The organism is Halomonas sp. SH5A2 (genome assembly GCF_014263395.1).
Taxonomy (GTDB): Bacteria; Pseudomonadota; Gammaproteobacteria; order Pseudomonadales; family Halomonadaceae; genus Vreelandella.
Genome location: NZ_CP058321.1, coordinates 1,792,970 through 1,810,372, shown reverse-complemented (window position 1 = coordinate 1,810,372; position 17,403 = coordinate 1,792,970). Strand labels below are relative to the sequence as shown.

At 53.9% G+C, this 17,403-nt stretch carries 17 protein-coding genes; 5 read left to right on the top strand and 12 right to left on the bottom strand.

From position 1 onward, the window contains the following. The first annotated feature begins 54 nt into the window (after positions 1 to 54). Positions 55 to 432 (top strand): hypothetical protein, encoded by a 378-nt coding sequence (locus HXW73_RS08380; RefSeq protein ID WP_240538749.1) that lies wholly within the window; start codon positions 55 to 57, stop codon positions 430 to 432. 194 nt (positions 433 to 626) lie between these two features. Here HXW73_RS08380 and HXW73_RS08375 read toward each other — a convergent pair whose 3' ends face one another. After that, positions 627 to 1,118, bottom strand: a complete 492-nt coding sequence (locus HXW73_RS08375; protein WP_240538748.1) for a hypothetical protein — start codon at positions 1,116 to 1,118, stop codon at positions 627 to 629. Positions 1,119 to 1,412: 294 nt separating this feature from the next. Between HXW73_RS08375 and HXW73_RS08370 the strand changes: the two genes are divergently transcribed. After that, positions 1,413 to 2,405, top strand: coding sequence for an IS30 family transposase (locus HXW73_RS08370; RefSeq protein ID WP_186252811.1), 993 nt, complete (start codon positions 1,413 to 1,415; stop codon positions 2,403 to 2,405). Between the two features lie 149 nt (positions 2,406 to 2,554). Here HXW73_RS08370 and HXW73_RS08365 read toward each other — a convergent pair whose 3' ends face one another. The 9 genes from HXW73_RS08365 to HXW73_RS08325 form a co-directional block, all read right to left on the bottom strand. Then, positions 2,555 to 2,860 (bottom strand): chaperone modulator CbpM, encoded by a 306-nt coding sequence (locus tag HXW73_RS08365; protein WP_186255758.1) that lies wholly within the window; start codon positions 2,858 to 2,860, stop codon positions 2,555 to 2,557. Between the two features lie 3 nt (positions 2,861 to 2,863). Beyond that, a complete protein-coding gene (locus HXW73_RS08360; RefSeq protein WP_186255757.1) occupies positions 2,864 to 3,805 on the bottom strand; it encodes a DnaJ C-terminal domain-containing protein in 942 nt (313 codons plus the stop codon). 185 nt (positions 3,806 to 3,990) lie between these two features. Then, the gene (locus HXW73_RS08355; RefSeq protein ID WP_186255756.1) at positions 3,991 to 4,680 is read right to left on the bottom strand and encodes a VIT1/CCC1 transporter family protein; all 690 of its coding nucleotides are present in this window, start codon (positions 4,678 to 4,680) and stop codon (positions 3,991 to 3,993) included. Between the two features lie 151 nt (positions 4,681 to 4,831). Continuing rightward, on the bottom strand, positions 4,832 to 6,094 hold the full coding sequence (locus tag HXW73_RS08350) for a molybdopterin molybdotransferase MoeA (RefSeq protein ID WP_186255755.1): 1,263 nt from the start codon (positions 6,092 to 6,094) through the stop codon (positions 4,832 to 4,834). A 40-nt stretch (positions 6,095 to 6,134) separates the two neighbouring features. After that, the gene (locus HXW73_RS08345) at positions 6,135 to 6,947 is read right to left on the bottom strand and encodes a peptidylprolyl isomerase (RefSeq protein ID WP_186255754.1); all 813 of its coding nucleotides are present in this window, start codon (positions 6,945 to 6,947) and stop codon (positions 6,135 to 6,137) included. Between the two features lie 12 nt (positions 6,948 to 6,959). Beyond that, the gene (narI, locus tag HXW73_RS08340) at positions 6,960 to 7,643 is read right to left on the bottom strand and encodes a respiratory nitrate reductase subunit gamma (RefSeq protein WP_186255753.1); all 684 of its coding nucleotides are present in this window, start codon (positions 7,641 to 7,643) and stop codon (positions 6,960 to 6,962) included. A 12-nt stretch (positions 7,644 to 7,655) separates the two neighbouring features. Continuing rightward, the gene (gene narJ / locus HXW73_RS08335) at positions 7,656 to 8,456 is read right to left on the bottom strand and encodes a nitrate reductase molybdenum cofactor assembly chaperone (protein WP_240538747.1); all 801 of its coding nucleotides are present in this window, start codon (positions 8,454 to 8,456) and stop codon (positions 7,656 to 7,658) included. Then, entirely contained in the window at positions 8,449 to 10,011 is a 1,563-nt protein-coding gene (narH, locus tag HXW73_RS08330) for a nitrate reductase subunit beta (protein ID WP_186255752.1), read from the bottom strand. Before narH ends, narJ begins: the two co-directional genes overlap by 8 nt. Further along, a complete protein-coding gene (locus HXW73_RS08325) occupies positions 10,008 to 13,778 on the bottom strand; it encodes a nitrate reductase subunit alpha (RefSeq protein WP_186255751.1) in 3,771 nt (1,256 codons plus the stop codon). The genes narH and HXW73_RS08325 overlap by 4 nt, the downstream gene beginning before the upstream one ends. A 280-nt stretch (positions 13,779 to 14,058) precedes the next feature. Here HXW73_RS08325 and HXW73_RS08320 point away from each other — a divergent pair, with 280 nt between their 5' ends. Next, positions 14,059 to 15,264 (top strand): NnrS family protein, encoded by a 1,206-nt coding sequence (locus HXW73_RS08320; protein ID WP_186255750.1) that lies wholly within the window; start codon positions 14,059 to 14,061, stop codon positions 15,262 to 15,264. Between the two features lie 42 nt (positions 15,265 to 15,306). Next, positions 15,307 to 15,684, top strand: a complete 378-nt coding sequence (locus HXW73_RS08315; protein WP_186255749.1) for a SirB2 family protein — start codon at positions 15,307 to 15,309, stop codon at positions 15,682 to 15,684. A gap of 35 nt (positions 15,685 to 15,719) precedes the next feature. Here HXW73_RS08315 and HXW73_RS08310 read toward each other — a convergent pair whose 3' ends face one another. Both HXW73_RS08310 and HXW73_RS08305 read right to left on the bottom strand, forming a co-directional pair. Beyond that, entirely contained in the window at positions 15,720 to 16,148 is a 429-nt protein-coding gene (locus HXW73_RS08310) for a DUF488 domain-containing protein (RefSeq protein ID WP_342211946.1), read from the bottom strand. A gap of 55 nt (positions 16,149 to 16,203) precedes the next feature. Then, positions 16,204 to 16,620, bottom strand: a complete 417-nt coding sequence (locus HXW73_RS08305; protein WP_186255748.1) for a MarR family transcriptional regulator — start codon at positions 16,618 to 16,620, stop codon at positions 16,204 to 16,206. 131 nt (positions 16,621 to 16,751) lie between these two features. On the opposite strand from HXW73_RS08305, the gene HXW73_RS08300 reads away from it, so the two are divergent. Then, the gene (locus tag HXW73_RS08300; RefSeq protein WP_186255747.1) at positions 16,752 to 17,318 is read left to right on the top strand and encodes a YIP1 family protein; all 567 of its coding nucleotides are present in this window, start codon (positions 16,752 to 16,754) and stop codon (positions 17,316 to 17,318) included. Positions 17,319 to 17,403 lie beyond the last annotated feature (85 nt).

Here is a 17,403-nt window from a genome sequence, read left to right as displayed (position 1 = left end):
CCCAAAAACAAAAAAATCAACTATACTTTTTTTATTTACAGGGTGGGCAAAAAAATGAAAAAATTAGAATTGTCACAAAAAGATATGATCCCAGCTGGTTACGACGAGCTCTTTGGTTACGAAGAGTTCTTTATATGGTGGTATCAGCCCCTAATGGGAACCACCGTCCCAATGATAAAGCTTCAGTATATTTGGCTTAATACACTCAATAATACACTGCGCCACGAACTTGACTTATTTTCAACCATGGTGGATTCATGTAACAAGCTGTCAGGCTGCATGTTAGGGCTTGAGGGGGTTCAAACACCATCGTCAATGGTCTCTTGTTACCAAGATGTGGCGGACGATATGGCTGAAGCCACATTTAAGAGAATGCAGCGGGTATCGGAATTAAGTGAGGAGTTCAAAGAACGCCTTTGGTGCGAAATGTAAAAGTGAAAGAAAAAGGCAGTCTAAGCTATCGCAATTTGGCATTGAGCACGGTCGCTAAAGAGCTACTAAACAGCCTTTTCTTTCACGAACAGCATGAAGTCATATGCATAGCTCAAGACTTTGAATAACTTATATATTTTCACTTCGGATTGACGCTTATTCGAGGTGAGTGAAGTACTCTATAAAGAAGTACTCTATAAACTTCTTATCATACTCCACTGCTCACGACACTCTTGTAGCACGAGATACTCACTGTCCTTTTGCGTTACAAAATCAAATAAAGTTCGGTGAAGTTCAGGCGTAGCATTTGTTTCTAACAACCATCTATAAAACGAACACGACTCTTGGGCAGCTTCTTCAGCTCTCGCAAGAAACTGATAACCCATCGTTTTATCTACTACAAAGAAATGCTGACTATTTGTTTTTACCAAGGGTAGTTTTTCAAAGTTATCTGTATCGATGCAAGCCTCCAGTTCCATTTTTCTTGCTATTTCTTGCAAGCTTAAAAGGCGGCGTACGCACTCCAAGCCGATAGCACTCATCAAGCTACTGATCGATGAATCAAACGGCAAGAAGGTAAGCGCCAGCCATCTGTAGCGTTTTAGCTCGTTTTTTTCGTGTGAATGAGATAGGTTTATTTGGTCTTGAGGGAGAAAATTAAGCGCTATCATGGAGTTCATGGTCATGGGTCTCTTTTAAATGGAACATCGCATTGTATGTATTAATGAAATAATAGAATGCAACAAGCCGAAGCTTCCATGATCTAAATCAAACTTTACAACTTGACCATAAATTTAGTTAAAAATAAATATTTAGTATTAAATTACTTAACCATGGCCGCCTTAAAAACCATCATAGCTATCATTATTTTTTCTTATCCTGGATTCATAGAATAACCGCAGCACTTTGGATCACACAGTAGAGGAAGGAGGGCCAGCGCCGGTACCCTCTCGACTTTACCGACCAAAGTGAAGCAGAGCATGGGATACCGACAACTGACCCAGGCCCAACGATACCAAATTTTTGCTTATCTTGAGACCGGCATCAGCCAGCGACAAATAGCCAAGGCTATTGGGGTCCACAGCAGCACCATCAGCCGCGAGATAAAGCGCAATGGGCTTACGGCTGGCTATGCGCCTGAGCAGGCGCAATCGAGAAGTGATCAGCGCCGACGCAGCGCTTGGAAAGTAACGAAGCGACTGCCAAGCCTGATTCGCTGGGTGACTGATCAACTGATGGATGAATGGAGCCCTCAGCAAATAAGTGGCTTCATGGCGAATGCCAACGGGGTTTGCGTAAGCCACCAGTGGATCTATGCATTAATCTGGGACGACAAGAAACACGGCGGCGAATTATGGAAGCGACTCCGTCTACCACGACAGCGGCGCTATCAGCGACAGTTAGCCAAGCATGCTGGATTAGGCAAGATCCCACACCGGGTAGGTATTGAGCAGCGCCCCGCTGAAGTGGAAGAAAGACGCCATATCGGTCACTGGGAAGGCGATACGGTACTCAAGGGCCACAAAGAATCCGGCTTGGTGACACTGGTCGAGAGACGCAGCGGTTACCTCTTGGCAGCGCGCCTGCCGAAGATCACGGCCACTGGAACGGCCAAGGCGATGACCCGGTTATTAGAACCACGCCGAGGAGCAGTGCAGAGCATCACCCTAGATAACGGTTCGGAATTTGCCGAGCATCGACAGGTTGCCAAGGCCGTCTCGGCCAAGACCTATTTTTGTGACCCGTACCGCTCAAGCCAGCGTGGTACCAATGAAAATACCAACGGCCTGATTCGCCAGTATTTCCCGAAAGGAACGGACTTCCGAAAGGTGAGCGACTCAGCACTGAGGCGAGTCGTTTCCAAGCTGAACAATCGTCCCAGAAAACGTCTGGGGTATCGGACGCCGGCACAAGTGTTCCTCGGAGAGTATTCAGGGGCGCTGAAAACCGCAGGTGCTGCGCTTAATGTTTGAATTCAGGATTAAAATTAAAAAACCTCTACGCTTAAAGCATAAGACACTGATTTAAAAGTATTATTTTTCTTTGCATCAGCAGTGGCCAGAGTTCCGCCTTGGCGCTGAAATAATCGCCAATGCCACCACCTGATCAGTGCAAGGTGTTCTCAAAGCCCCGCAGCGCGCAATCGATCTTTTAGGCGTTGATTTTCCTCGATCAGGTCAGTCGTCAATGCGGCTAGTTCGGGGGCAGCCTCAAAATCGCGTTCCAGCCGAAACATCCGCCGGGCACGGGTCAAATCATGACTTGTGAAGCGCCAGCTCGCCACATAGGGCGAACCATCGGCGAGTAAGCCACTCTCAATGCGTTCGATGACCCAATCGGTTTCCACCGCGCAGGCACGCGCCAACTCGTCGAGGGTGAGTGTCGCCTCATCGACCAGATCACCGCTGGTAACAGCCCTTTTTACCATGGTCTAGCCTCCCTTCCGTTGGCGCGGATCGAAAGCCATATCCTGCGCCATGGTTTCATAGAGTTTCCGTGCCTTATCGCTATCGGCCGGGGGCAGTACGACTTCTAGCTCCACATACAGATCGCCCGGTTCAGGCCCGGGAATACCGCGGCCCTTCAAGCGCAACCGACGCCCTGACTGTGACCCTGCAGGCACCTTCATTTTCACGATCCCAGAAGGGGTGGGGGTTTCAATGCTGGCACCCAAGGCGGCCTCCCAGGGCGTGACCGGCACCGTCTGGTGTACATCCCGTCCTTCAACTCGATAATGCGAGTTGGGGGTAAAGTGGATCTCAAGAAACAGGTCTCCTGCCGGTCCACCGCCAATACCGGGGCTGCCCTGACCTGAAAGCCGAATATGCTGGCCCGCTTTAACGCCCTTGGGAATTCTTACGTTGAGGGTATGTTCTCTGGAACTGACGCGACCCTGGGCATCGGCCTGGGGTACGAGCAGCGTGATCGTACGGGTAGCGCCGAGGTAGGCATCATTTAGATCAATAACAACTTTGGCGTGTCGATCCTCGCCGCGCATCTGATAACCGCGCCCACCCCCTCTTGGTCGGCCGCCATGGCCGAAGAGGTTGGCAAAGAAGTCGCTGAACTCACCGAGGTCGGCCTCCTCGAAGCCACGCCCACTGAACTCAAAACCCGCATCCCAATCCGGAGGTGGTTGGAAATCCTGGCCAGAGTGATACTGCTGTGCGAGTTGGTCATAGGCGAGACGTTTCTCGGGGTCAGACAGTACTGCCTTGGCTTCATTGATTGCCTGCATGCGCTGCTCCGCATCCGGCTCTTTGCTGACATCGGGATGAAACTTGCGTGCCAGCTTGCGGTAGGCCTTCTTGATCTCCTCGGACGTTGCTGCCTTTGTAACGCCGAGCGCCTGGTAGTAATCCTTGAATTCCACGCTGAGAGCCTCCGGTCGTCGGAATGGGCTCCGAGGATTAATCCGCCAGGCCCCTTCATAACAAGCATCTGTAGATTCAAATGTAGTTGAAGACTATTCTCCACGCCTGAAAGCTAGGCGACTATCTATCAACTTTGAACACTCGGCATTTACAGAGTCGATAGGAGCCAAAACTGGTCACGTAGTTAAGCCACGACCCCAAACACCCGCCCTATGGCGGATGTTAAGGCCATCGCAAGAGCTCCCCAGAACATGACTCGCACAGCAGCCTTTATTATTGGTGCGCCACCGACACGCGCTGCAACAGCACCCAAAAAGGCTAGAAAAAAAAGCGAGCACACAGCCACTAACACGATAAGCTGTGATGGTGGCGCCCACCAAGCCACTAACAAAGGCAAAAGTGCGCCGAAGGTGAACGTTGCCGCCGATGACAATGCGGCCTGAAGCGGACGCGCTTGACTGATGTCAGTGATGCCGATTTCATCTCTGGCATGAGCGCCCAAAGCGTCATGTTGCATTAGTTGTTCGGAGACTAGACTTGCCACCTCTGGAGCGACGCCACGCGCTTCGTAAATAGCGGCAAGTTCTTGCTGCTCAAAGTCGTAATGCTCAGCTAATGCTTTTCGTTCGATGTCGAGATCGGCATGCTCGGTATCGGCTTGAGAGCTAACAGATACATACTCTCCAGCCGCCATCGACATTGCGCCTGCCACTAGTCCCGCCACGCCCGCCAACATGATATCGCTTTGAGCCGTATTCGCTGCTGCAACGCCCAGTATTAGGCTGCTGGTGGAAACAATTCCATCGTTCGCGCCCAGCACAGCAGCACGTAGCCAACCGGCCCGATGAGACCGATGGTGCTCTTTATGTATCATGGACTTACCTCCCGGCAAACTTTCTTTCATAGCGCATTACGAAGATATGCATTAACGCTAATACAGATTGGCTGGCAATTCACCCAAAAATAATCGCGGCGATCGGTGAGATTCTGCAACGTCGGGGATGCATAAGCCCATATGTATCACGCTAGGAGATAAATTGATTAACGGGATAGTACGGGTAGGCAGTACCTTCAAGAATATCTGTCTCTGCATGAACCATTAAGTAACCACTTGCTTGACTTGCCCCAGAGAGCATATGAGACCCCTGCCCTCCGGCGAGTTTGGCAATGTGCATCCCGCCTTGCCACTCAAGCACCACTCGCAATAGCTCACAGCGTCCACGTGGACCTCGACGTGTAAATCCTGCCGTTACCGGGTAATGCTCCAGAGCCTCTACTCGCCTGTTCTGCATCGCATGAACGAAAGGCCGCCCCAGAAGTTGCCAGCCAACCAGCGATGCAACAGGATTGCCCGGCAACGCCATTAAGGGTGTGGATGACGATAAATCTGAACTTAAAGAGCCAAATGCAAAGGGCTTGCCAGGTTTTATCGCAACGCCATGGAAATGCAGATCTCCGCGCTGCTCAATAACGGAACGAACGTGATCCTCTTCGCCGACGGATACGCCACCGGTACAAATCACCATGTCTGTATTGGCTTGGGCATGATCAAATGCTTGGTGTAATAAGCGCGGCGAATCAGGAACGACGCCTAAGTCCACCACCTCGCAATTTGCTTGCCTGAGTAGCACATTGAGCATCGCACGGTTACTGTCGTATACCTGCCCCGGGGCGCACGAGGCCCCGGTTTCGATCAGTTCGTCACCCGTTGAGAACAAGGCAACGCGAAGGCGTCGATTGACTACGACGTTATGAATGCCGTGACTTGCCAATAGGGCAATAGCAGGCGCATCAAGATAGTTACCTTTAGGCAGCAAGGTACTACCGACCTTGGTTTCTTCACTTTGCTTGCGAATATTCGCCCCTGGCTCAAGTACACCATCAACGTGGATATGCCCCTGAAGGTCCACTGTCACCCGCTCTTGGGGGACTACTGTATCGGCCCCAAGAGGGACTGGCGCACCGGTGAAGATGCGTGCGCACCCGCCCTCAGGCAACGCTAAAACGCCAGCCCCAGCGGGTACCCGCTGCATGACAGGCAATCCACCCCGCTGATGGGCAGCCTGATAGTCCATCATTCGAAGTGCATAACCATCCATCGCGCTATTATCGACACCCGGCATATCCAGCGGGGCGATGGCAGGCACCGCTAATACTCGTCCAAAGGCATCTGCAAGAGCTATGCACTCAGGGTCTTCAAGTGGGACCGCCGCATCGATGAGCTGCTGCCGAGCGGTAAACACATTGATCAGACGGGTGGCTACCCTATCACTACAGCCACAATTCATAGCCTCTCTCCCACTCAGTGCTCACGCCATTGTTGGTCGCCTACTGCATTAGTGCGTTACCGGTTTCTTCGTCCATGGCAAAGCCGGTCACCCCGATATCGCTTTCAAGCGCCAACAGATAATGACGCAGGCCACGCCGGGTCGCCTGTTCATGCAAACTAAGACGTACTTGATCGGCCACCTCCGCGTAAGGAAGTGGCTGCCCTTCCTTGCGCTTGTCTACCATGATGAGATGCCAGCCATAGCGCGATGCAATGGGTCGTTCATGCAACCCTTCTGGCAAGTGTTTCAGTGCACGATCCAGCTCCGCCACCGTTTGCCCAGGCAGCAACCAGCCCAGCTCACCGCCCTGCTCATTGGAAGGACAAGCGGAATACCGCATAGCGCATTCGGTAAAGCGCTCTGGGTGCTGGGTTAGTGTTTCGAGTAGCGTGACGCCTTGGTGATACTGAGCATCGCGCGCCTCGGCATCGTCGGGTGCGGCAGGGAGGAGAATATGCCGGACGCTGAGTTGTGTGGGTTCGCAGAAGCGCTCTGGGTGGCGGGCATAGAAGCGTTCGCAGTCTTCTTCTTTAGGTTCCGGTACGACCAGTTCTTGTTCGAGCAGCTCCGCAATCACCTGGTCGTCGGCATCGCCGCCCTGAGCGACCAGTCCCAATATCTCGGCGCGCTGACGCAACAGCTCTTTGACGACAAGCGCCCGTGCAGCTTTTAACTGTGCACTGCCTGCAGAATCCGCGGGGTGATACTGCATTTCGCTTGCAATGTCGCTTTCCAGAATAGCCTGGCCACCCACACTGATCGGCGTGGACGTCTCTGCGCCGGGCAGTTGTTCTATATCGATCATTTGCATGATGGTCACTCCTTAACCCCGTTTGCGTACCAGTTGATAGCGGCGGGTGATATAGCCGAACGGCGCACTCCACACATGCACCAACCTTGAAAACGGGAACAGCATGATGATGGTGATGCCTACAAAGATATGCAGCTTGTAGACCCAAGACACCTCGGCCATATAGTCGGCAGCGCCGCCACTAAAGAAGACGATCGACTGCGCCCAACTCGAAAGCGTCAGCATCATTTCGCCATCAAGGTGGCCCAGAGAGAAAATGACGGTGACCAAGCCAAGCGATGCCTGGAAAACCAGCAGCCCCAAAATCAAGGTGTCCATCAGGCTGGATGAGGCGCGCACCCGAGGGTTGAACAACCGGCGATAGAGCAACATGGCACCCCCGACCAAACAGGCAACCCCAGCGGCACCGCCGACAACGATAGCGATCAACTGTTTGGTTCCCGCATGCAAAAAGGTCGCGTACACCCAGTGCGGTGTGAGCATGCCAAACAGGTGGCCGAAAAATATCGTGATGATGCCAATGTGAAACAGGTTGCTCGCCAGGCGCATATTTTTAGACGACAGCATCTGGCTGGAGCCGGTTTTCCAGGTGTACTGCGCGTGGTCAAACCGCACCAAGCTTCCGAACAGAAACACCGTCCCGGCAAGGTAAGGGTAATAACCGTAGATCAAGTGTTGCAGGTATTCGCTAAACATGACGTTTCTCCTTTAGCGATGGTTTGGGCCATGACCACTAGAGCGACTGTTGGGCAGGATGGTAACGGGGTCGCTTGGCACCGAGTTTTTACGCTCAGCCAGCCGACGACCTTCAGCAGACTGCAGCGCGCAGTCCTGGTCGGAGTCTGCCGAAAAGCGCACGGCCTCCTCTTCCCATACGGCATCCAACGCTTCTGGGGTATCGTCAGGCGTTTCCGCTTTTACCTCGTCGCGGTGAACATTGACGCTTTCCTCAGCACCAATCAGCGCTAGCAGTGCACAAGGCACTAGCGCATGATCCGCATCACGTGACTCTATACGCGCAGTCAGTAGCGCCAGGATGTGCTGAATCTCGCCTATCCAACGGGCGATATCACCTTCAGGTCGCGTAGAGAGATATTCCAGAAATAACGGCAAATAGTCGGGCAGTTCCCGGGCATCCAACTCGAATCCGGCGGCCTGGTACTCATTCATCAAATCCACCATGGCCTGCCCTCGATCACGCGATTCACCATGAACATGCTCAAACAGTAAAAGCGAGGTCGCACGGCCTTTATCAAACAGGGCCACATACTCCGCTTGCAGCTCCAGCAGATCGGTCGCTGCGATACGCTGGCACCAGGCCACCAACTGTTGGCGCAAGGCAACAGGCCAACGCTTTTCACCGTCCAGTATGTCGATCAACTCACCGGTCGCCTGCTGCAGCTCGGCAGTGGGATAATCCAGCAGTCGCGCCAATACGCGCAGACTCAACATCTCCTGCTGAACCGGTTGCTGAACCCGAGGCATGATGTTTTCAGCAACGTTATCCATGGCGCGCGTCCTCGTGTTGTGCTTGTGGATCGTAGGTTTCCACCGGCTTTACCAAGGTCGTGGTGGTTGAACGGCCGTTGAACAGACTGGCGGAGCTTTCGCCGTGGCAACCGTCACCAAAGCTGAAACCACAGCCGCCACGCTCGGGAAACGCATCAGTGGCCATCTCGCGGTGGCTGGTGGGAATCACAAAACGATCTTCGTAGTTAGCAATCGCCAGGTAGCGGTACATCTCTTCCACTTGTGCTTCAGTGAGGCCGACCGCGTCCAACACCTCGCTATCGGCACTGCCTTCCACGTGTTTGCCGCGCATGTAGACGCGCATGGCCATTAAACGCTTTAGGGCCAGCACAACGGGCGCTTCTTCACCGGCGGTAAGCAGGTTGGCGAGGTACTGCACGGGAATGCGCAGCGATTCGATCTTGGGTAGTACGCCATCGAACTCGACCTTACCCGCCTCAGCAGCAGACTGAATCGGCGAAAGCGGCGGCACGTACCAGACCATGGGCAAGGTGCGATACTCAGGATGAAGCGGCAGCGCCAGGCCCCAGTCCATCGCCAGCTTGTAGACGGGTGATTCCTGCGCTGCCTTGATGACGTTGTCAGCAATACCGTCTTGCTTCGCCTGAGCAATCACCTCGGGGTCATGCGGGTCCAGGAAGATTTCCCGCTGGCGGTGGTAAAGGTCTTGCTCGCTGGGAGCACTGGCGACTTCTTCAATGCGATCCGCGTCGTAAAGCAATACGCCCAAATAGCGGATACGCCCCACGCAGGTTTCCGAACAGATCGTCGGTTGGCCGGACTCGATACGCGGGTAGCAGAAAATACACTTCTCGGATTTTCCGCTCTTCCAGTTGTAATAAATCTTTTTATACGGGCAGCCGGAGATACACATCCGCCAGCCGCGGCATTTGTCCTGGTCGATCAGTACAATGCCGTCTTCTTCGCGCTTATAGATAGCCCCGCTTGGGCAGCTTGCGACACAGGTCGGGTTCAAGCAGTGCTCGCAAAGGCGCGGCAGATACATCATGAAGGTGTTTTCGAACTGACCATAAATGTCGGCTTGAACCTGCTCGAAGTTAATGTCTTTACGCCGCTTGGCAAACTCGGTGCCAAGAATTTCCTCCCAGTTGGGCCCCCACTCAATTTTGTTCATCCTTTTGCCAGAGATCAGCGAGCGTGGGCGTGCCACCGGCTGGTGATCACTCTGTTTGGCGGTGTGCAGGTGCTGGTAATCAAAGTCGAAAGGTTCGTAATAGTCGTCGACTTCGGGCAGGTCGGGGTTAGCGAAAATATTCGCCAGCACACGCCATTTGCCACCGATGCGCGGCTCTATTTTGCCGTCCTTGCGGCGCATCCAACCGCCTTTCCATTTGGCTTGGTTTTCCCACTCCTTGGGGTAACCGATACCGGGCTTGGTCTCGACGTTGTTAAACCAGGCGTATTCGACGCCCTCGCGACTGGTCCAGACATTTTTGCAGGTGACAGAACAAGTATGGCAGCCGATGCATTTGTCGAGATTCAAGACCATGCCGACTTGTGAGCGAATCTTCATTTTACGGCCTCCTGGACGGTGTCGTTATTTTCGCCATCGAGCCAATCGATATGCTTCATTTTGCGCACCAGCACGAACTCATCGCGGTTGGAACCCACCGTGCCGTAGTAGTTAAAGCTATAGGAAAGCTGGGCATAGCCGCCGATCATATGGGTGGGTTTGGGACACACGCGGGTCACCGAATTGTGGATACCGCCACGGGTACCGGTGATTTCAGAACCCGGCACATTCACTTGGCGCTCCTGAGCGTGGTACATCATCACCGTGCCTGTTTTGACACGCTGGGAGACCACGGCGCGGGCGGCAATCGAACCGTTGGCGTTGTAAACCTCAAGCCAGTCGTTATCTTCAATACCAATCTCGGTGGCATCGGTTTCCGAAAGCCACACCACCGGGCCGCCGCGATTCAGCGTCAGCATTAAAAGATTATCGGAGTAGGTGGAGTGAATGCCCCACTTCTGGTGCGGCGTCAGGAAGTTCAACGCCTTGCTTTTAAAGCCGTTGTCTTCGGGAAGCTGGAAATTTTCCGCCGCCTTGGTGTTGATCGGCGGGCGATAGACCAGCAGGCTTTCGCCAAAGTCACGCATCCAGGGGTGATCCTGATAAAACTGCTGACGACCACTCACCGTTCGCCAGGGGATCAACTCGTGGACGTTGGTGTAACCGGCGTTATAGGAAACGTGCTCGTCTTCCAGGCCAGACCAGGTCGGGCTGGAGATGATCTTGCGTGGCTGGGCGACGATGTCGCGAAAACGAATTTTCTCCTCTGCCTTCGGCCGCGCTAAGTGGGTGTGCTCGAGACCGGTAATCTTGCCGAGCGCTCCCCAGGCCTTGACCGCCACCTGGCCGTTGGTTTCGGGTGCAAGGGTTAGCACGGTTTCAGCGGCATCTATCGCGGACTCGATGCACGGCCGCCCTTTCGAGGAACCTGTCAGCTTGCGTTTATTGAGCTTGCCCAGCAGTTCTACTTCAGAATCGGTGTTCCAACTGATCCCCTTGCCGCCATTACCCAACTGTTCAAGCGCTGGGCCAAGCGAGGTAAAGCGCTCATAGGTCTCGGGATAGTTGCGCTGGACTTCCATCAGCGCAGGCATGGTTTTACCGGGAATCGGCTCGCACTCGCCCTTCTTCCAATCTTTAACGTCAACCTGGGCCAGCTCACCGGGGGAGTCGTGCTGCATGGGCAGCGTGACCAGATCGGTCTCCTCGCCCAAATGCCCCACACAGGCTTTGGAAAACGCTTTGGCGATACCTTTATAGATGTCCCAGTCGCTGCGTGACTCCCAGGCAGGGTCGGTGGCGGCCGTTAACGGGTGGATAAACGGGTGCATATCCGAGGTATTGAGGTCGTTTTTCTCGTACCAGGTCGCCGTGGGCAACACGATGTCTGAATACAGGCAGGTGGTCGACATTCGGAAATCCAGCGTCACCAGCAGATCCAGCTTGCCTTCCGGCGCGCCATCGTGCCACTTGACCTCTTCGGGCTTTTGGCCACCGAAATCGCCCAAGTCCTTGCCCTGGATACCGTGACGAGTCCCAAGCAGGTACTTGAGCATATACTCGTGGCCCTTGCCGGAGCTGCCCAACAGGTTGGAGCGCCAGATAAACATATTGCGCGGGAAGTTCTGCAGGTTATCGGGGTCTTCAGCAGCAAATGCCAACTCGCCTTTCTTTAGCTGATCGACAACGTAATCCTTGGCCGACAAGCCCGCGGCTTTAGCCGCCTCGGCGATGCGCAGCGGGTTGGTCGATAGCTGTGGCGCAGAAGGCAGCCAACCCATACGCTCGGCGCGCACGTTGTAGTCAATCAGGCTGCCGGTGTGCCTGGCAGTATCAGCCAAGGGCGATAAAATCTCCTTGATTTCGAGTTTCTCGTAGCGCCATTGTGAGGAGTGGTTGTAGAAAAACGAGGTCGAGTTCATGTGGCGTGGCGGGCGTGTCCAGTCCAAGCCGAAGGCTAGCGGCAGCCAGCCGGTCTGTGGACGCAGTTTTTCCTGGCCCACGTAATGCGCCCAGCCACCGCCGCTTTGGCCAATGCAACCACACATCACCAGCATGTTGATCAGACCACGGTAGTTCATGTCCATGTGGTACCAATGGTTCATGCCGGCACCCACAATGATCATGCTGCGGCCATTCGTTTTATGGGCGTTGTCGGCAAACTCGCGGGCAATACGCGTGGCCTGCTCGGCGGAAACCCCAGTGATCTTTTCTTGCCACGCAGGCGTATAAGGCTTGATCTGATCATAAGAGGTGGCGCCGTCGTCTTCGCCTTGCTTGCCGAATCCTCGGTCGATGCCGTAATTGGCACACATCAGATCGAAAACGGTCACCGCCAGCACGTCGCTGCCGTCGACTTTGCTCAGTCGCTTGGCAGGCAGGGAGTGGTATAAAAGATCACCATTTTCACCGGTCACGTGGTCAAAATGCTCATGCTCAATGCCGCCAAAATAAGGAAACGCGACACGGGCCACTTCGTCGTGCTGGCGGGCAAGGCTTAGCAAAGGTTTGATCTCTCCCCCTTCCGCATCAAGGGGCTCAAGATTCCACTTGCCCTGGTTGGCTTCGTCTTCGCCCCACCGGAAACCAATCGAACCACGCGGTACGACTAGCTGGTTGCGGGTTTCATCCCACGCGAGTGTTTTCCACTCGGGGTTATTGTCCTGGCCAAGGTTATCGGCGAAGTCGCTGGCGCGTAGCTGGCGACCGGGCACCAGGGTGCCATCGGTGCGTTTCTCTAACTCGACCAGGCAAGGCATATCGGTATAGCGCCGCACGTAATCCGTAAAATAGGCGCTCGGGTTTTCCAGGTGAAACTCCTTGAGAATCACATGCCCCATGGCCATGGCAAGCGCGGCATCGGTGCCCTGCTTGGCCGACAACCACTCGTCGGTAAGCTTGGAGACCTCTGCATAGTCCGGCGTTATGGAGACGGTTTTGGTGCCCTTGTAGCGGACTTCAGTAAAAAAGTGGGCGTCCGGTGTGCGGGTTTGGGGTACGTTGGAGCCCCAGGCAATGATGTAGCCAGAGTTGTACCAGTCGGCAGACTCGGGTACGTCTGTCTGTTCCCCCCAGGTCATCGGCGAAGCCGGCGGTAAATCGCAATACCAGTCATAGAAACTCATGCACACGCCGCCAATCAGCGAGAGATAGCGACTGCCTGCGGCATAGCTAACCATCGACATGGCGGGAATCGGCGAGAAGCCAACGATGCGGTCAGGACCGTACTGCTTGGCGGTGTATACGTTAGACGCCGCAATCAGTTCGTTAAGCTCGTCCCAGTCAGCCCGCACGAAGCCACCCATGCCACGGGCCCGTTTGTACTCTTGGGTCTTGGCGGGGTCTTCGACGATGGACGCCCAGGCCGCTACGGGATCCTTGTTTTCTTCCAGCGCGTCGCGCCATAGTTTGAGCAGGGGTTTTCTGATCAGCGGGTACTTCAAGCGATTGGCACTGTACATGTACCAGGAGTAGCTTGCCCCACGTGGGCAACCGCGGGGCTCATGGTTGGGCAAGTCGGGGCGAGTACGCGGGTAGTCGGTCTGCTGGGTTTCCCAGGTCACCAAGCCATTTTTGACGTAGATTTTCCAGCTGCACGAACCTGTGCAGTTAACCCCGTGCGTAGAGCGCACGACTTTATCGTGCTGCCAACGCCGACGGTAGCTGTCTTCCCACTGGCGGTCCTCCTGGCGGACTTCGCCATGATCATCGGCGAAGGGCTCGCGCGCCTTACGGAAAAAATTCAGCCGGTCAATAAAATGACTCATGGTCGATCTCCAAGCTTTTTCATAAAAGCAATCTGCCCGCTTAAGGCAACTTGAAGACCGATTCTGAGTGATTAAAACGGCAATATCTGCCAGGTTACCTCCATATAACCCACCTCTACCCCTTAGGGGATAGGCAGAACGCATCACTGGGGATAGGCGCTCGAAATGGCTTGCTGATTGCGGCTTTTATCAGCAACCCTGAGGGCCAAGCACGCACCCTTAAACTGCGAGCAAAAATCGTCGTAATCCCATAAAACGTCATGCCTCGATAGGTGCCACCATGGCCTTTCAATCTCTTTACCAACGCCTTCCACTGATGCGTCTGGCGTTTCGCCCTTTCTTTTGGTTTGGTGCTCTTTTCAGCGTATTCGCCATGCTCGTATGGTTTGGCTTCTGGCACGGCAATGTCTGGCTCTCCCCCTATGGCGGCATGCTGTGGTGGCACCAGCATGAGATGCTGTTTGGTTTTGGCAGCGCCATTATCGCGGGCTTTTTACTGACAGCCGTACAAAACTGGACAGGCCAACCTAGTCTTTCTGGCTGGCCACTACTGGCTTTGCTGATCACTTGGCTGGCCGCACGTGTTCTGCTTGCCTTCACCTACTTGCCTGGATGGCTAATCCTGCTGGTGGATGTGTCGTTTTTACCACTGGTGGCACTCTCGATTGCAAAACGCGTCATTGCCGTTCGCATGTGGCGCAATCTGATGTTAGTTCCTGTGCTATTGGCGTTAGCCTTCGCCAATATCGCGATGCACCTGGCTGTTATAAATCCGGTCGTTATCAACAACAGCGCACTTCTCTTACGCGAAGCCGGTCACTTTGCCATGCTGGTAATTACACTGCTCATGGTGTTGTTAGGGGGCCGTGTGATTCCATTTTTCACGTCCCGAAAATTGGGGTTTGACCAGCCGGCACGCTATCGCCTCTTAGAACTAGCCAGCATTGGCACCCTGGCGGCAATTGTCATGTTGCAGGCGCTTATCCTGCTTAGCGACCTACGTGCCAATGCGTTGATGGCAGCGCTGATGTTGATAGCGGCACTGAGCAACGCCTGGCGCTTAAGCCATTGGCAAGGGTGGAAAAGCTTTCGTGAACCACTGCTTTGGGGGCTGCATGCCAGCTACACATTCATCCCTTTAGGGCTAGTCATGTGGGCTTGGCAATTGATATCGGGGCAACGCGTCGAAAGCGCCCTTCATGCGCTGGCCATTGGCAGCATGGGCACCATGATGTTGGCGATGATGGCAAGGGTATCGCTTGGCCACACCGGGCGCGCTATCCGAACGCTACCCGGTATCGGAGTCGCATTAGCCGTACTGCTTTTAGCGGCGCTACTTCGCTCGGTGTGGCTGGTGTTATTTCCTCACTCAAGCCAGTGGGTTTATAGCATCGTGATCATCGCCTGGTGTGTTAGCTATTTGATATTTCTACTGCACTATGCCGTCCCGCTTTTCACCGCGCGGGTTGATGGTACTGACGGTTAAGCTGGCGTTTAAAATACCCTTTGCCATGTATTGGAGAAGGCTGTGGCTGAACATTATTGGATACTTAAACATCTCCATATAACGGCAGCTTATGCAACCCTGGCTTTCTTTATCCTGCGAGCATATTGGTCAGTGCAAGAACGGCCAGTGCTTCAGGCGCCGTGGGTCAAGGTGGTGCCTCACATGATTGATACGGCTCTCCTGGCGTTGGGGGTTACGCTTGCCGTTACGCTCAACTTTTGGCCACTACCGGGTTGGCTGAGCGCTAAAATTGCCGCATTGGTGATTTACATCTTGCTGGGCACGGTCGCGATCAAACGTGGCAAAACGCGAAGAATACGCGCCTGTGCGGCGGTTGCCGCGGTCATCGTGTTTATCTATATCCTGGCCGTCGCGACACACCGTACGCCGTTCTTTTAAGCGGCAGAGACATAAGACCTGAATTAGAAAAGAGACTAGCGCTGAGAGCCAGGCTCAGAATGCGCCCAGCAAGGCGGTGAAGAAGGTTCGCTATCAAGCCTGTCCTCTTCCGCAAGCGCTGCAAGCAGTTGCTCTCTCAGCACCGGCAGGTGTGACGCTTCAATACGACGGCTAGCTGTGAGCAGCGTTAACGTGCCTGCGCGGACATAGCGCATTAGCGGAAGTAGAGCATCTTGCTGCTCTGTCAATTCATTGCGGTAGTGCTTTATAAAATCAGTTTGACTGATGGCCTGCTGGTGATAGCGACGACGAAGCTCCGTGGAGGGTGAAGCATCCCGGTACCATTCTGTCAGTTCAAGCGCGCTACGCGGCTTACCGCGAGGCCAAAGCCGGTCTACTAAAACACGCGCTCCGTCGCTTTCCTCAACAGGCGCATATACGCGCTTCAATTCAATCTGATACATCAGGTCCTCCCATAGGGCGCTACAGTGTCGATGAAAGAAAACGGGAGGCTTGCCGCTACGCCTTGCTGCCCCAGGCAGGAAATACCAGGTCTTTTTGCAGGTGCTGAAGCTCTGGCTGGTGCTCGGCAGCAATCTGGCTTACCAACTCTTCTCCTTTTGCGGTCAGGTGCACTTCTATCTGACGCCGATCTTCATGCCCCTGGCAGCGTTCCACGAGCACAAGCTGCTCACAGCGGTCGATTAACGCGACCGTGCCGTGGTGTTTGGCCTGCAGCCGTTCGGCCAATTCGCCAACGGTTGCCCAATTGCGTCCGCGAAAGCCTTGCAAATGCAGCAGCAGTTGATACTGCAGTGAGGTCAGCCCGTGTCGGCGGCATATATCCTCACTGTGGCGTAAAAAGCAGCGTAGCTGATAACGAAACTGCGACAGACACTCAAAATCCTGTTTATCGAGTGTAGATTCTTGGTGCATAGCGTCTACCCACTCTTTCTTAGCGTGCGTTACCTGCCAGCTTGACAGTCAGCTTGGCAACATCTAAATATAAAATATCACTGTATGATATAAATAACCAAACGTCGTTGGTACCGTAAGAGGGGAGAAAAATGAAACCGTTAACGTGGATGAAAATGCCGTTTAGCCACGAGGTCGGCTGGCAAGACTTGAAAGTACGTGCTCCCTCGATTCCGACACTGGCATGGTGCCTGGTGTTACCAATGTCTTTATTGCCGCCCGTCATGGTCTACTTTGCAGGCACCCATTACGGCGATAATTTCATGATGGGGTTTGCAGACCGGGAGTGGCGGTTTATCACCACGGTGCTTTTTCTCGCCGAACTGCTGACATTTTTTATAATGGGCTGGATTATCCATGCCGTCGTCAATGGAACCGAACAACTATCCATCAGCTATCAGGATGCCTACTTGCTTGCTGCCTTGGCTCCTTTGCCTTTGTGGCTGTCTGCGCTCGCGCTATGGGTACCCAACCTGATATTCAATGCACTTGTGGTGCTTGCTGCGCTAGGTATTTCATGCAGTTTGATTTACCACGGGTTACAAGCGCTTTGCACGCGCCAGAATCTCGATGTAGCCACCATCTCAGCTACTTACACCATCATGTCGGCAGGCATTCTTGGTTGGGGCGTTTTGCTAGCCGTTATTTGGGCCTATTAAGGAAACGGCCTGACTTCTTAGCGTAATACGTTATATTATGCGCAATAAGAAGTAATATATTTACTACATTTGGCTTCGATCGACG